12 protein-coding genes and 1 pseudogene are annotated in these 14674 nt (G+C 66.9%); 2 read left to right on the top strand and 11 right to left on the bottom strand.

What is annotated here, in order from left to right; translation table 11 throughout:
* The 3 genes and pseudogenes from CAL26_RS25955 to CAL26_RS28760 all read right to left on the bottom strand — a co-directional run bounded on the left by CAL26_RS25955 (position 1) and on the right by CAL26_RS28760 (position 2250).
* Positions 1-1005 (bottom strand): glycosyltransferase family 2 protein, encoded by a 1005-nt coding sequence (locus CAL26_RS25955; protein ID WP_218831580.1) that lies wholly within the window; start codon positions 1003-1005, stop codon positions 1-3.
* A pseudogene (locus CAL26_RS25960) lies at positions 1002-2108 on the bottom strand (MraY family glycosyltransferase). The gene CAL26_RS25955 and the pseudogene CAL26_RS25960 overlap by 4 nt, the downstream one beginning before the upstream one ends.
* A 16-nt stretch (positions 2109-2124) precedes the next feature.
* Complete coding sequence (locus tag CAL26_RS28760; protein ID WP_256988590.1) at positions 2125-2250, bottom strand: hypothetical protein; 126 nt, start codon at positions 2248-2250, stop codon at positions 2125-2127.
* A 285-nt stretch (positions 2251-2535) separates the two neighbouring features.
* On the opposite strand from CAL26_RS28760, the gene CAL26_RS25965 reads away from it, so the two are divergent.
* Together CAL26_RS25965 and CAL26_RS25970 are read left to right on the top strand one after the other, a co-directional pair.
* Positions 2536-3105 carry an SRPBCC family protein gene (locus CAL26_RS25965; RefSeq protein ID WP_094849498.1) on the top strand — a complete coding sequence of 190 codons (570 nt, stop codon included), beginning with the start codon at positions 2536-2538 and terminating at the stop codon, positions 3103-3105.
* A gap of 85 nt (positions 3106-3190) precedes the next feature.
* Positions 3191-4072 carry a DMT family transporter gene (locus CAL26_RS25970; RefSeq protein WP_094849499.1) on the top strand — a complete coding sequence of 294 codons (882 nt, stop codon included), beginning with the start codon at positions 3191-3193 and terminating at the stop codon, positions 4070-4072.
* Between the two features lie 91 nt (positions 4073-4163).
* Here the strand turns inward: CAL26_RS25970 and CAL26_RS25975 are convergent, their stop codons facing one another.
* The 8 genes from CAL26_RS25975 to CAL26_RS26010 form a co-directional block, all read right to left on the bottom strand.
* Positions 4164-5363 (bottom strand): acetyl-CoA C-acyltransferase, encoded by a 1200-nt coding sequence (locus CAL26_RS25975; RefSeq protein WP_094849500.1) that lies wholly within the window; start codon positions 5361-5363, stop codon positions 4164-4166.
* A 94-nt stretch (positions 5364-5457) separates the two neighbouring features.
* The gene (locus tag CAL26_RS25980) at positions 5458-7932 is read right to left on the bottom strand and encodes a 3-hydroxyacyl-CoA dehydrogenase/enoyl-CoA hydratase family protein (protein WP_094849501.1); all 2475 of its coding nucleotides are present in this window, start codon (positions 7930-7932) and stop codon (positions 5458-5460) included.
* Positions 7933-8083: 151 nt separating this feature from the next.
* Positions 8084-9325 carry a cardiolipin synthase ClsB gene (gene clsB, locus CAL26_RS25985; RefSeq protein ID WP_094849502.1) on the bottom strand — a complete coding sequence of 414 codons (1242 nt, stop codon included), beginning with the start codon at positions 9323-9325 and terminating at the stop codon, positions 8084-8086.
* Positions 9322-10182 carry an endonuclease/exonuclease/phosphatase family protein gene (locus CAL26_RS25990; protein ID WP_094849503.1) on the bottom strand — a complete coding sequence of 287 codons (861 nt, stop codon included), beginning with the start codon at positions 10180-10182 and terminating at the stop codon, positions 9322-9324. The genes clsB and CAL26_RS25990 overlap by 4 nt, the downstream gene beginning before the upstream one ends.
* A gap of 21 nt (positions 10183-10203) precedes the next feature.
* Positions 10204-11991: an aspartate--tRNA ligase gene (gene aspS, locus CAL26_RS25995; protein ID WP_094849504.1), complete on the bottom strand. Its 1788-nt coding sequence runs from the start codon at positions 11989-11991 to the stop codon at positions 10204-10206.
* Positions 11992-12083: 92 nt separating this feature from the next.
* Positions 12084-12746, bottom strand: coding sequence for a DUF502 domain-containing protein (locus CAL26_RS26000; protein ID WP_179283532.1), 663 nt, complete (start codon positions 12744-12746; stop codon positions 12084-12086).
* A gap of 16 nt (positions 12747-12762) precedes the next feature.
* Entirely contained in the window at positions 12763-13110 is a 348-nt protein-coding gene (locus CAL26_RS26005) for an FmdB family zinc ribbon protein (RefSeq protein WP_094849506.1), read from the bottom strand.
* A 206-nt stretch (positions 13111-13316) separates the two neighbouring features.
* Complete coding sequence (locus tag CAL26_RS26010; RefSeq protein ID WP_094849507.1) at positions 13317-14588, bottom strand: putative Na+/H+ antiporter; 1272 nt, start codon at positions 14586-14588, stop codon at positions 13317-13319.
* Positions 14589-14674 lie beyond the last annotated feature (86 nt).

Consider the following 14674-nt stretch of genomic DNA (forward strand, 5'->3'; position numbering starts at 1 on the left):
CTATAGTTTCTTGAAAAAAGCGGCCACGATAAGACCGATATTGCCGGCAAGGGTTTGCCGGTACACGCCCGAACGCTTCAGCCCGACGAGGCGGCGTACGATACCACCGTGCCGGGATGCATCGAATTCCAGGAAGATCTGCTGCTGCGCGGCCGGCAATTGCGCCGTAATGCGGCGTATACCGGCCACATTGGCATCTATCCACCGTCGCAGTTGCCCTTGCATGAGCATGCGCAGGCGTAGCAGCCGCGCCGACAGCCCCTGATTGGAACCAATCAGGTTGCCGCCATGCTGACGATACAACAGGCTGGGCACCGGGTCATAGACGACCCGGCCGCCGGCCGCCGTGATCGCGAGATAGGTCCACCAGTCATGCGCGACCACGTCCACGTCCGGGCCGGCCGCCATCAGGACCCGCCTGCCCGCTGCGTTGAACACCATGGTGTTGCCGCCGCCCACATTCTGCACAAGTGCGTTCCGGAAATCCGGCTTTTGTGTAAAGAGAGGTGAAAGCCCCAGCGCTCCGCCCTGCTCGTCGACCAGTTCGGTGCGCGCGCAGTAGAGCGCGGGCCCTTGGACCGCCAGCGCCCGCAGCCCCGCGAGGCCGCGCGCCAGCTTTTCCGGCGCCCACACGTCGTCCTGGTCCGCGTACGCGAAATAATCGGCGTCGATCTCCGGCCGGCAGACCAGGGACAGGAAATTGGCCGCGAAGCCGCGTGAAGGGCCGCGCAGCACTTCCAGCCTGTCCGGCCCCCAATCCCGCCTATATTCCGAGAGGATTTTCAACGTGCCGTCACTGGATCCGTCGTCCGAAACCCACACCTTCCAGTCGATATGGGTCTGCGTCCGGATCGAATCGAGCTGCTCGCGCAGGAAGCGCTCCCCGTTGTAGGAACAGAGCAGGACGGCGACGTGGGCAGCGGCGGTTCCGGGCGCGATGGCGGGCCCATCCGTGACGACGCTGGAAGCGCTGATGGTGGCCGCGCTGCAGGGGGTCTCGATCAAGGCTCGTCCGCCTCTTTCTTCACCATCAGCCAACGCGGCGTGGCGAAACGAACCAGCGTCCGGTAAAGCATGATGTAGACAATGGAAAATGCCGCGACGAATCCCATCAGCACATATTGGTATTGCCAGAAAAGCACGGCCGGAATGACGGCGAGCGAGGACAATACCCATAGATAGGGAGAAGTCATCGCATTACGCTGGGTTTTATGGCGCGCCTCGGTCGAACCGACCGCCCAGCGCACCAGGCGCTTATAGACCAGCATATGCAGATGCACGCCATCCGGCATGCCGGGAGAACGGCCGCGCAGCCATCGCTTGCGATAAATCGAAAACAGGGTTTCAAACACGGGATAAATACACAGCAGCAGCGGAAACCACGCCGAAACATGCGGGTGCCGATACAGCAGCAATATGGATAATTAGCCTATCATGTAACCGATGAAATATGCCCCGCCATCGCCGAGGAAAATAAGGCCGCGCGGATAATTCCAAATCAGAAACCCGCCGATCGCGCCCATCATTCCGATCGACGCCACCACCAGAAGCCGGTCGCCAAGGTAAAAGGACACATAGGCCATGCCGGCGAGGATCATGATGGAAACCACCGCCGCCAGCCCGTTGTAGCCATCGATGATATTGATGGCGTTCGCCGCGCCGCCGACGGCGATGGCCGTGCACAGCAGCGAGACGAACCAGAATTGCAGCAGCCAATCGATGCCGATGATGTCCAGGCGCAGCACCGCGGCGTTCAACAGCCAGAAAGCCAGCGTGCCGGCCAACATGGCGAGCAGCAGGCGCCAGATGGCCCGCACGCGCTTGGTCAGGTCCTCCGCCAGCCCGCCCAGGAAGGCAGGCAGACTACAGAGCAACAGCAGGAGCAGGGGCTTCACCAGCGCCGGCTCGCGCCATCCGGCGGCGGCCGCCACCACCAGCATGCCGACCACCAGGGCGATGCCGCCCACGCGGGGCACCGGGCGGACGTGGTACTTCTGCACGCCCGTCAAATCCGTATCGCCGGTATAGCGCAAGTGCCAATGTCCGAGCCTGAGCGTCAAGAGCGTGAACGCGGCAGACGCGAGAAAGGCGATGGACACATAAAGCATCGAGTATTACCTACCCCTAGGACTCTTTTCCGGTTTTTAGGGTCGGCTGCACGAAACCATTTCGTGCGATCGGAAGACTATTCCGGCGCAGCTCATCGTTACCCCATTGATGGCGCAACGATTTTACTTCTTTTTCCAGCATGGCCTTTCCCGCCGCATGCTTTCCGTATGTCACTGAGTCAATACAAAAATTTAGCTGTAAACGCTTATTCATCGCGGCCGGCGCCGGGCTCCCCGGTCGGCGTGGAACACGGGCTAAATTTTTGTCACATCTGACGTATTTAGATATATCCCGTCGGCCCCAAGATCTCGGCGTCAGCGCAAGTTCAGTTGCAACCCGGCCCCCCGCTTGGTATTCCACCCCGTAGCCTTTCGCAGCAATCAGGTCCAGAATGATCCTCAGAAGGTCAAATATAAGGAGACAGCCATGCGCATTTCCGATGCTCAATGGATTCCTTCTACCCAGCATCAAACCTGGGAAGCGCTGACCGATTGCGCGGTCCTGCGCCAGTGCATACCCGGCTGCGTGGACGTCGAATGCCGGTCCCCGACGGAATATGCCTTCACCGTGCGCGCCAAGGTCGCCGGCCTGGGCGCCGACTACCAGGGCGAAGTCCTGCTTTCGGACGTGAACGCGCCGCACGGCTGTACCCTGGTCTTCGAAGGCAAGGGCAATGCCGCCGGCCTGGCGATCGGCACGGCCCAGGTGAACCTGACGCCCAAGGACCACGGAACCCGGCTTTCGTACACGCTGGCCGCGATGGCCGGCGGCAAGCTGGCCGAAGTGGGCGAAGGCACGCTGCTGAAAGCCGCCGAAAAAATCGTCCAGAAGTTCTTCCTGAACTTCATCGACCACATGGCGGCGCAGCCCCACGTGGCGCCGCCCCCGCCTCCCCCGCCGCCGGATCCGCACGGCCTGCGGAACTCGCGCTGGTCCTGGGCCGTCGTCACCGTGCTGATCCTCGCCTTCGTGGGCTACCACACCTTCTTCACTTAGGCGCCTGCCCCAGGCAGGAACCGGAGCGCGCCGCCCGGCGGAAGGTGTATGCTGCGTTCCCTCTCTGGCATACCCGCGTTGATCCATGCGCAGCCGTGACCTGACAGACCTGCTCGTATTGGCCGCCGTGTGGGGCGGCTCCTTCCTGTTCATGCGCATCGGGGTCCCGGAGTTCGGGCCGGCTCCGTTGATGGAGCTGCGGGTGGGACTGGCGGCGCTGGCGCTGCTGGCCGTGCTGGCGTGGCGCGGCGGAATACGGGCAATGTTGCGGCATTGGAAGCCGATACTCTGGGTCGGCGCCTTCAACGCCGCCCTGCCCTTCCTCCTGTATGGCTACGCGGCGCAACGGCTGGGCGCGGGCTTCCTTTCCGTATCGAATGCCGTGACGCCGATGTGGGGCGCGGTGATAGGCTGGATCTGGCTGCGCGACCGCCTGCCTGCCGGCAGGGTGGCGGGACTGGTCATCGGGTTCATGGGCATCGTGGTGCTGGTCTGGGACAAGTTCGATTTCAGTGATGGCGGAACGGGCCTGCCGGTGATCGCCGCCTTGTTGGCGCCGCTGTGCTACGGCGTGGCCGCCAACAGCACCAAGCGCTACCTGGCCGGTGTCGATGCGCTGAGCGGCGCGACCGGCAGCATGGTCAGCGCGGCCCTGCTGTTGATGCCGTTCGCGATCTGGACGTGGCCATCCCAGCCGGTTTCGGTTCAGGCCTGGGGTGCGACGATTACCCTGGCGCTGGTGTGCACGGCGATCGCCTACGTGATGTTTTTCCGGCTGATCGCCAGCGTCGGCCCGACCGCTGCCGTCAGCGTGACCTTCCTGGTTCCCGTGTTCGGGGTGCTGTGGGGCACGCTGCTGCTGGGCGAAACCGTGACCGCGACGATGCTGCTGGGCGCGGCGGTGATCCTGGTCGGCACGGCGCTGTCGCTGGGCCTGGTGGGACGACCCAGGACGGCGCGCGCGTAGACGAGCCGGCTTTCCCCCGCCGCTGCGCGTGCAGCAGGCCCGGGGAACGAGCGCCGACGAAGCAACGACGGCGCAGCGGCGCCAATGCCCGCTACACCCGCTCGAATATCCCCGCCGCCCCCATTCCGGTTCCCACGCACATCGTCACCATCCCGTACTTGGCCTGCCGCCGCCGCAGGCCATGCACGACGGTCGCGGCACGGATGGCGCCGGTGGCGCCCAGCGGGTGGCCCAGGGCGATCGCGCCGCCCAGCGGATTCACTTTTTCCGGGTCCAGTCCCAGATCGCCGATGACCGCCAGCGATTGCGCGGCGAAGGCTTCGTTCAGTTCGATCCAGTCGATATCCTGCTGGCTCAAGCCCGCCTGCTTCAGTACGGCCGGGATGGCCTCGCGCGGGCCGATGCCCATGAGCTCGGGCGCCACGCCGCGCACGGCGAAGGAGACGAAGCGCGCCAGCGGCGTCAGGCCGTGATCGCGCACGGCGCGCTCCGACGCCAGGATCAGCGCGCCGGCGCCATCGGAGGTCTGCGAGCTGTTGCCCGCGGTGACGCTGCCGCGCGCCGCGAACACGGGTGTCAGGCGTGCCAGGGCCTCGATGGAGGTATCCCGCCTTGGGCCCTCGTCGCGCAGGAATTCGCGTTGGGCGATGGCGATCTCGCCCGATTGCAGGTCGGCCTGGCGTGCGACGACGGGCACGGGCGTGATCTCGCCGTCGAATTCGCCGGCATCCTGCGCCGCGATGGCGCGCTGGTGTGACCGCAGGGCGAAGGCATCCTGGGCCTCGCGCGTGATCTTCCATTGCGTCGCCACACGTTCAGCGGTCAGGCCCATGCCGTAGGCGATGCCGACGTCTTCGTCGTTGGCGAAGATGCGCGGCGAGAACGAGGGAGCAACACCCATCATGGGCACCTGGCTGAGCGACTCGGTGCCGCCGGCGATGACGACGTCGGCTTCGCCGACGCGGATACGGTCGGCGGCCATGGCGATGGCGCTGAGACCGGACGCGCAGAAGCGGTTGACGGTGATGCCCGGTACGCGGTCCGGCAGGCCCGCGAGCAGCACGGCGATGCGCGCGACGTTCAGGCCTTGCGAGCCTTCCGGCCGCGCGCAGCCGATGATGGCGTCATCGATGGCGGCGGGGTCCAGCGTGGCGGCCTGGGCCAGCGCGGCGCGCAGGATGTCGGCCAGCAGTTCGTCCGGCCGGGTGTTGCGCAGCGCGCCCTTGGGCGCCTTGCCGACCGGCGATCGGGTGGCAGCGACGATGTAGCAGTCTTGCAAGGTTCGGGTCATGTCGGCTTTCCTTTCGTGTGCGGTGCCTGCAGTGGCCGCGGCAGCTGCGCGGCCAGCCTGTCGGCGGGCGGACGGCCCGCCGATGCGGGCATGGCTAATTCCGTACCGGCTTGCCGGTCTTCAGCATCCCCAGGATCCGCTCATGCGTGCGGGGATTGCCCAACAGGCGCAGGAAAGCGCGACGCTCCAGCGCCAGCATCCACGCTTCGTCCACCAGGGTGCCCGGATCGACGTCGCCGCCGCAGATGACGTGGGCGACCGTGCGCGCGAGCTCGTAGTCGTACTCGGAGATGAAGCCGCCGTCGCGCAGGTTGACGAGTTGGGCGGACAGGGTCGCGGCGCCATCCGTGCCCGCCACCGGGAACGGCGCATCCAGCGGCGGCCGCCAGCCCGTGTCGGCCAGGGCGGCGGCATGGCGGATGGCGGCGTACAGGAGTTCGTCTTCGTGCATGACGATGGGATCGGACTCGCGCAGATAACCGATCTGGCGCGCCTCCAGCGCCGAACGCGAAACCCGGGCGGTGGCGACGGCTTCGGCGAATTTCTGCAGGAAGGGCAGCAAGGGCATGTCCGGCGCAGTGGCGGCGCGCTGTTCGGCGGCGCGCCGCGCGCAGTAGGCGAGGCCGCCCGCGCCCGGCACCAGCCCGACGCCGATTTCCACCAGGCCGATATAGGTTTCAAGATGGGCCACGCGGGCCGCGGCATGAACCGCGATTTCGCAGCCGCCACCCAGCGCGAGCCCGGTCATGGCGACGACCGTGGGCACCAGGGCATGGCGGAAGCGTTGCGCCACGCGTTGCAGGTCGCGCTCCAGCGGCTCGATGGCGGCGGGACCGCCCTGCATGAAGGCCGGCAGCATGGCCTGGAGGTCGGCGCCCGCCGAAAACGGGGGCTGTGTCTGCCACACCACCAGGCCGCGGTAGCGCGCTTCCGCCAGATCGACGGCGCGCAGCAGCCCCTGGGTGACCGCGGGGCTGATGGTGTGCATCTTGGTCTTGAACGACGCGATCAGCACGTCGCGGTAGCCATGGCCCTCCACCAGGGTCCAGAGCCGGATCGCCTCGTTTTCGAAGACCGTGCGTCCAGGCGCCTGGTCCGGCTCGCCGACCAGGCGCGGCGGCACGAGCTGGCGCCGGTACACCGGGAGATCGTGCCGGGGCTCGAAAACGCCCGCGCGCGGATTCCAGGAGCCGCCGGCCGCATGGACGCCGCCGTCCTGCACCACCAGGCCGCCGTTGACCCATTCGGGCAGCGGCTCGGCCGACAGGGCCAGGCCGTGATCGATGTCTTCCTGTATCCACCCGGCCACGGTGGACCAGCCTGCGGCCTGCCAGACCTCGAAGGGTCCTTGCGCGTGGCCGAAGCCCCAGCGCATGGCGAAGTCGACATCGCGCGCGGTGTGGGCGATGTCGGCCAGATGGACCGCCGCGTAATGGAAGGTGTCGCGCAGCAGCGCCCACAGGAACTTGCCTTGCGGATGGGTCGATTCGCGCAAGGCGCGCAGGCGCCGCGCGGGATCGCGTTCCGCCAGCGCGGCGGCGACCGATGCATCCACAGCGCCGTCGGCCGGCACGTACCGCCGCGATGCCGGATCCAGGCGCAGGATGGCCTTGCCGTCCTTGCGATAGAAACCGGCGCCCGTCTTCTGGCCCAGCGCGCCCTGGTCGAGCAGGGCCGTCAACACCGGGGGCGTGGCGAACGCCGCTCGGAAGGGATCGTCCGGCAGGCCGGTCTGCATCGTGCGTATCACATGGGCCAGGGTATCCAGGCCCACCACGTCGGCGGTGCGGAAGGTGCCGGACTTGGCGCGGCCAAGCCGCGCGCCCGTCAGCTCATCGACGACGTCATAGCTCAGGCCATGGCGGTCGGCTTCGATCATGGCCGCCAGGATGCCGAACACGCCGATGCGATTGCCGATGAAATTGGGCGTGTCCCTGGCGCGCACGACACGCTTGCCCAGGTCCGACACCAGGAAGCTTTCCAGCCTGTCCAGCAGGCGGGACTCGGTGACCACGGCGGGGATCAGTTCGACCAGCGGCATGTAGCGCGGCGGGTTGAAGAAGTGCACGCCGCAGAAGCGCGGCCGCAGCGCCTCCGGCAGGGTCTCGGCCAGCGCGGCGATGGACAGCCCCGACGTATTGGTCGCCAGGATGGCATGCGGCGCCAGCGCGGGCGCGACGCGCTGGTAAAGATCGCGCTTCCAGTCCAGGCGTTCCGCGATGGCCTCGATCACCAGGTCGCATTCGCGCAGTCGCGCCAGATGCTCGTCGTAGTTGGCCGGCTCGATGTGCGCCGCCAGCTCGGGCACGGCCAGCGGCGCGGGATTCAGGCGCTGCAGGCCGGCGATCGCCTTGCGGGCGATGGCGCTGCGATCGCCGCCATCGGCGGGCAGGTCGAACAACACGACCGGGACGCCGGCGTTGACGCAGTGCGCCGCGATCTGCGCGCCCATGACGCCCGCGCCGAGCACCGCGATCCGCCGGATGCGTGCGGGGCCGTCGCCCTGGAGGTCGTTATGTCCGTTCGCGACGGAACGCGATGCGGACGGGATATCGCCAGCGGGGGTCATGGCCTGTGTCTCCTGCGGTGCCGGGCTCGCGCCGTCCGCCGCGGTATCGGCGGACGGCCAGATAGCATTGTGTCGGAACTCGCGATGGAGCGACACCCCGGCGATACATGCTGAACCAGACGGCCCGGCGTCGGCACCGGCCGCCCTGGCCTCAATACCGCGAGGACTGTCCCGTCAACGCCACGCCGATGCGCAGCATGGTGTATGCGGCGTTGTCCATCAGCCGCCGCAGCCAGCCGCGACCATGATGGTCGTTGGCGCGCACCAGCCGGCCGCCACGGGCGATCGCATGCTCCAGGCTGTCGTACAGCGCTCGCGCAAAGGCGGCATCGTCGACGACCACGTTCGCTTCGCGCGCCAGCAGCAGGCTGAAGGGATCCAGGTTGGACGAGCCCACGGTCGCGACGTCGTCGATCACCGCCACCTTGGCATGCAGGTAGCTGGGCATGTATTCGTAGATTTCTATCCTGGCGTTCAGCAGGTCGGCATACAGCACGTGCGTCGCGTAGTACTGCAGGCGGTACTCGACCTTGCCCTGCAGCAGCAGGCGCACGCGCACGCCACGCGCGGCGGCACGCTTGAGCGCGCGGCGGAAACGCAGGCCCGGGAAGAAATAGGCGTTGGCGATCAGGATTTCGCGTTGAGCGCGGTTGATGCCATACAGATAGGCCCGTTCGAACGTCTGCCGCCAGCGCAGGTTGTCGCGCAGGACGAAGGCCGCGCGCAGGCCGCCGCGCGCCTGGCCGGACGCCGTGCCCAGCGCCTCGTCCGGCGGCGGCCCGTACAGGCGGCGCAGCCGGCGCGTTTCGCGGGCCCGTTCGCCGCGGCGCAGCGCGGCGGGACTCAGGCGTATCCAAAGCAGGTCCTGTGCGTGGACCGCATGCGCGACCAGCGGCCCGCGCACTTCCACGGCGTAATCGAAACGCGGATTGGCGGCGATCCCGTCAGCGGGCTCCAGATCGTCGTAATCGTCGACGATGTTGATGCCGCCGACGAAGGCGACCCGCCCGTCGATCACGGTCACCTTGCGATGCAGCCGCCGGAGCCTGCTGCGCGAGAACAGCAGCCTTTGCGGCCAGCCCGGTTCGGGCCGGAAGATGCGGCATTGCGCGCCCGCGTCGATCAGGCGGCGCCGGACCTCGTCCACCCACTCCCAGCTGCCGAAGCCGTCGATGACCACGCGCACCTTCACGCCGCGCGCGCAGGCGCGCGCCAGCGCGTCCAGCACCCGCCGCGCCGTGCGATCCAGCGTGAAGATATAGGTTTCCAGATGCACGGTCGTGCGGGCGGCATCGATGGCGTCGCATAGCGCGGGAAAGAATTCCGCGCCGTTCTCCAGCAGCCGGATGGCGTTGCCATCGGACCAATGCAAGCGCAGCGGCTTGGGTCTCACGGCAATTCGAGCTCCGCGAGCAGGGGCGAATGATCGGACAGCTTGGCCCAGGCGCGCCCGCGCAGCACGCGCGCGCTGCGCACGCCGAAACCCCGCTGGTAGATGCGATCCAGGCGGAACCAGGGAAACACCGCGGGGAAGGTGCGCGGCGGCCGCACGATGCGCAGGTTGCCGTCCATGGTCAGCTGGTTGTTGCGTTCCAGCATGGCCAGGCTGTTGGGCACGCCGCGCAGCACATTGCTCAAGCGGCGCATGCCTTCGCGCAGGCGCGGGCCTTCGCCGCCGACCAGCCTGGGCGCGTGGGAGAACACTTCATAGACACCCAGGCGTTGCACGAACAGCGGCGCCAGGCGATCGTTCCAGTCATTGAAGTCGCCCGCGATCAGCATCGGGGCGCCCGCCGGCACCGTGCGGTCGATGCGATCCACCAGGGCCTGGATCTGCCGCGAACGGCTGCCGGCGAACAGGCCCAGGTGGACGACGAAGCAATGCACCTCGCGATTGCCCACGCCAATCGTGGCGTGCAGCAGGCCGCGCTGTTCCAGCCGGTGATCCGAGATATCCTGGTTTTCGTGCTCCAGGATGGGATAGCGCGACAGCAGCGCATTGCCATGGTCGGTATGATCGCGCACCGCGTTGCGGCCGTAGCACATCTCCATGTGCAGCGCGGCCGCCAGCGACATGTGCTGGGCGTCCAGCACGCCACGGTGTTCGTTGCGGCCCTGGACTTCCTGCAGGAAGACCAGGTCCGGGCGCAATCCGTACAGGCCCAGGCGCAGCTCTTTCAGGGAGTCCCGCGCGCCCAGCGCGGAACGGCCCTTGTGGATGTTGTAGCTGACGATGCGCAGGACGGACATGGCGCCGGCTTATCGCACGGGTTACTTCACTTCCGCGTTGCGCAGACGGATATGCAGCTCGCGCAGCTGCTTTTCGTCCACGGGCGAAGGGGCCTGCGTGAGCAGGTCCTGGGCACGCTGCGTCTTGGGGAAGGCGATCACGTCGCGGATCGACTCGGCGCCGCTCATCATGGTGACGATGCGGTCCAGGCCGAAGGCGATGCCGCCGTGCGGAGGCGCGCCGTACTGCAGCGCGTCCAGCAGGAAGCCGAACTTCTGGCGGGCTTCCTCGGCGTTGATCTTCAGCGCGCGGAACACCTTGCTCTGCACTTCCTCGCGGTGGATACGGACCGAGCCGCCGCCGATTTCCCAGCCGTTCAGCACCATGTCGTACGCCTTGGCGTAGGCCTTGCTGGGATCGGTTTCGAGGAAGTCCTCGTGGCCGTCCTTGGGGCTGGTGAAGGGGTGGTGGGCGGCGGTGTAGCGGCCTTCTTCCTCGTCGTATTCGAACATGGGGAAGTCGATGACCCACAGCGGGCGCCAGCCGGGCGTGAAGAGGCCCGAGGTCTTGCCGAATTCGCTGTGGCCGATCTTGACGCGCAGCGCCCCGATGGAATCGTTGACGACCTTTTCCTTGTCGGCGCCGAAGAAAATGATGTCGCCGTCCTGGGCGCCGGTGCGCTTGATCAGCTCGGCCAGCGCCGCGTCGTGGATATTCTTGACGATGGGCGACTGCAGGCCGTCACGGCCCTTGGCGGCTTCGTTGACCTTGATCCAGGCCAGGCCCTTCGCACCGTAGATGCCGACGAACTGGGTGTAGCTGTCGATCTCGCTGCGCGACAGCGAACCGCCGCCGGGCACGCGCAGGGCCACCACGCGGCTGCCCGGCGTGGCCGCGGCCGACGCGAACACCTTGAAGTCGACGTCGCGCATGATGTCGCTGATGTCGGTGAATTCCAGCGACACGCGCAGGTCGGGCTTGTCCGAACCGTAGCGGCGCATGGCTTCCGTCCAGGTCATGCTGGGGAAAGGCTGCGGCAGGTCGACGTTCTGCACGACCTTGAAGACGTGGTGGATCATGCTTTCGAAGATCGCGCGGATCTCCACTTCGTTCAGGAACGAAGTTTCGCAATCGATCTGGGTGAATTCCGGCTGGCGGTCGGCGCGCAGGTCTTCGTCGCGGAAGCACTTGGTGATCTGGTAGTAGCGGTCGAAGCCCGACACCATCAGCATCTGCTTGAACAGCTGCGGCGACTGCGGCAGCGCGAAGAACTGGCCGGCGTTGACGCGCGACGGCACCAGGTAATCGCGCGCGCCTTCCGGCGTGCTCTTGGTCAGCATGGGCGTTTCGATATCGATGAAGCCCAGGGAATCCAGGAATTTGCGCACTTCGATGGAAACGCGATAGCGCAGCATCAGGTTGCGCTGCATCTGCGGGCGGCGCAGGTCCAGCACGCGATGCGTCAGGCGCGTGGTTTCCGACAGGTTGTCGTCGTCCAGCTGGAAAGGCGGCGTGACGGAAGGATTGAGGATTTCCACTTCCTTGCACAGCACTTCGATTTCGCCGGACGCCAGTTCCGGATTGGCGGTGCCTTCCGGCCGCGGGCGCACCAGGCCGGTGACGCGGATGCAGAACTCATTGCGCAAGCGTTCGGCCGTGGCGAAGGCGGCGTTGTCGGGGTCGAAAACGATCTGCGCCAGGCCGGCGCGGTCGCGCAGGTCGATGAAGATGACCCCGCCGTGGTCGCGGCGGCGGTTTACCCAGCCGTACAGGGTAACGGTTTGACCGAGGTGGTCGCGGCAAACCTGGCCGGTGTAGCAGGTACGCATTGCGGGATGACTCCGTTTCTACTTTGTTGGGGCGCCTTGGAGCGTCACGATAATGGATCGAAGGGCGGGCCGCATGCCCGCCCGGATTCTGTTCAGGGGGCGTCCTCTCCGCGCTGGCGGACGCCGGGCGCGGTGGGGATTTCGATGGGCTGCTCGGGGACCACCGGCGGGGGCGGCGCCACCACCCCCATGGACACGACGTACTTCAGGGCGGAGTCCACGCTCATGTGCAGATCGACGACCTCGGCGCGCGGCATCATCAGGAAGAAGCCGGACGTCGGGTTGGGCGTGGTGGGAACGTAGACGCTGACGTGGTCGCCGGGCAGGTGCGTGGCGACCTCGCCGCTGGGAATCCCCGTCAGGAAGGCGATGGTCCAGGATCCGTGGCGAGGATATTGCACCAGCACGGCCTGGCGGAACGCCTGTCCATTCGGCGCCAGCACGGTATCGCTGACCTGCTTGACCGAGTTGTAGATGGAACGCACCAGCGGGATGCGGCCCAGCAGCTTTTCCCACTGGTCCAGCATGGTGCGGCCCAGCAGGTTGGCGGCGAAGACGCCCGTCAGCAGGACCACCAGGATGACCAGCAGGAAGCGGAACCCGGGGATGTCGACGCCGAACAGCGACTCCGCCGACAGGAAGCCGGGAACGAAGCCTTCCAGCGTGGCGATGAGTACGCCCAGCACCCACACGGTGATCACCAGCGGGACCCAGATGAGCAGGCCCGTGATGAAGTACTTCTTGAAGATGCGCATCGCCATGACGGGGGCGTCAGGTAGCCGAGGTGGACGGTGCGGCAGGCGCGGCCGCCGGCGCGGCAGGCGCCGCGTCAGCCGGCTTGGCGCCACCGCCGTCGGCGCTGGTGTCGCCCTTGGCATCCGCCTTGGCGTCCGTCTTGGCGCCGCCCGAGGAGGCCGCGGCCGAGCCGCCGCTGTTGTTGTTGCGGAAATCGGTGACGTACCATCCCGAGCCCTTGAGCTGGAAGCCGGCGGCGGTCACCTGCTTGGAAAAGGTGCTGGCGCCGCATTCCGGGCATACCGTCAGCGGTGCGTCGGAGATCTTCTGCAGTACGTCCTTGGCATGGCCGCAGCTGCTGCATTTGTAAGCGTAGATAGGCATTCAATCCACTCCCTGGCCCGCCGGCACGAGACAACCCGCCCGAGGGCGCCGCGTCGGCACGTGTTCGTGGGACAGGCGGCGCGACAGGAGCGGGGCCGGCAAAAATACGGGAAAGTCTTGAATTTTAGCGGGTTTTTGCCCAAGGCCCGTGACCGCGATCACGCCGCGGTCACGAGGCCGGCCCCGCCTGCTGTCCGGCCTCGCGGTCAGACAGGTAACAGGAACATCCCCGCCGCCACCAGCGTCGGCAGCAGGGCCGCCAGGAAAAGCCGCCCCGCGGCGATGCTGCCGTCGGGAAAGTGGTTCTTCAGGATGGCGAAGCCGGCCGGATTGGGCGCATTGGCGATGACGGTCAGTCCGCCCCCCGTCACCGCACCCGCCACCAGCATGTAGCGCCAGGTCTCATTGGTGCCCTGCACCAGCGACCCCAGGTAGGTCAGGGCCGCATTGTCGGTGATCGCCGTCAGGGCGGTGGCGCCCCAGAAGAGCAGCGCCGGCGACAGGTTGCCCAGCAGGTCCTGCAGCCACCATTGCTGCAGACCGCCCAGCACGACCAGCCCGGCCAGGAAGAAGCCGACCATCAGGCCTTGATTGATCATCAGCGGGTTCTGGTGACGCTTGTAGGCCTCGGTGAAACCGATGAACAGCATCATCAGGCCCATGAAGATCGCCGGATGGTGGGCGTTGAGCACGACGAGCACCAGGAAGACCAGATGGATGGCGATTACCGGCAGCGGGACGGGCGCCCGCCCGCCATCGCGCGCCGCCGCATCCTGACCCTGGCCGACTTCGCGCAGGACGCCGCGGCACACGAAGGTCAGCACGCCCGCGTTGATGAATACCGCCAGGGCCGCCCGCCAGCCGAAATGCGTGGCCATGTGGGCAGCATCCCAGCCGAAGGTGGATGCCACCATCAGGACCGGCGGCGCGGCATAGGAGGTCAGCACCCCGCCGATCGACACGTTGACGAACAACACGCCCAGCGTCAGGTATTTGAAGCCAGCCCGCCCGCTGACCCGGAAATAGGCGTCGCGCAGCAGGATGGCCGCCAGCGTCATGGCGGCGGGCTCGGTGATGAACGACCCCGCCAGCGGCACGATCGAGAGCACCACCAGGTAGGTGCTGAGTTCGTTGCGGATCGGCAGGACGCGCGCGATGAATCGCACCACGGCATCGACGAACTCGAGGATGGGACGGCTGGCGGCGATGACCATGATCACGAACACGAACAGCGGTTCCGTGAAGTTGCGCGTGTCCATGTATTCGATGGCTTCGTCGCCGCCCGCCAGCAGGGCCATGCTGACGATCAGGACGAAGGCCCAGACGCCGAACACCGCTTCCACCTCGGCCAGCATGTGCCAGACGCCGGCGTGCGGGCCGTTGCGATGCGCCAGGCGGGCGAAGAACGGGACGGAAAACGTGTGCAGGACGGCGATGGCGAACAGCAGCGTCGCGATCGCTTCGATCAAATTGGGCATGGGCTGCGCTGACTCCTTGCTGAAGCAGCGCAGACTATACAGAACTCCCGGCGCGATGCGCCATGGCGAGGCGACATCGCAAGCCC

Origin of the sequence: Bordetella genomosp. 9, assembly GCF_002261425.1 — a bacterium.
GTDB lineage: Bacteria > Pseudomonadota > Gammaproteobacteria > Burkholderiales > Burkholderiaceae_B > Bordetella_C.

What these genes read in the sequence shown, in the direction of transcription:
- CAL26_RS25990 (WP_094849503.1), bottom strand. Translation starts at nt 10,182, where the DNA reads ATGTCCGTCCTGCGCATCGTCAGCTACAACATCCACAAGGGCCGTTCC.
- CAL26_RS25970 (WP_094849499.1), top strand. Translation starts at nt 3,191, where the DNA reads ATGCGCAGCCGTGACCTGACAGACCTGCTCGTATTGGCCGCCGTGTGG.
- CAL26_RS25965 (WP_094849498.1), top strand. Translation starts at nt 2,536, where the DNA reads ATGCGCATTTCCGATGCTCAATGGATTCCTTCTACCCAGCATCAAACC.
- aspS (WP_094849504.1), bottom strand. Translation starts at nt 11,991, where the DNA reads ATGCGTACCTGCTACACCGGCCAGGTTTGCCGCGACCACCTCGGTCAA.
- CAL26_RS26010 (WP_094849507.1), bottom strand. Translation starts at nt 14,588, where the DNA reads ATGCCCAATTTGATCGAAGCGATCGCGACGCTGCTGTTCGCCATCGCC.
- CAL26_RS28760 (WP_256988590.1), bottom strand. Translation starts at nt 2,250, where the DNA reads ATGCTGGAAAAAGAAGTAAAATCGTTGCGCCATCAATGGGGTAACGAT.
- CAL26_RS25980 (WP_094849501.1), bottom strand. Translation starts at nt 7,932, where the DNA reads ATGACCCCCGCTGGCGATATCCCGTCCGCATCGCGTTCCGTCGCGAAC.
- CAL26_RS26005 (WP_094849506.1), bottom strand. Translation starts at nt 13,110, where the DNA reads ATGCCTATCTACGCTTACAAATGCAGCAGCTGCGGCCATGCCAAGGAC.
- CAL26_RS25975 (WP_094849500.1), bottom strand. Translation starts at nt 5,363, where the DNA reads ATGACCCGAACCTTGCAAGACTGCTACATCGTCGCTGCCACCCGATCG.
- CAL26_RS26000 (WP_179283532.1), bottom strand. Translation starts at nt 12,746, where the DNA reads ATGCGCATCTTCAAGAAGTACTTCATCACGGGCCTGCTCATCTGGGTC.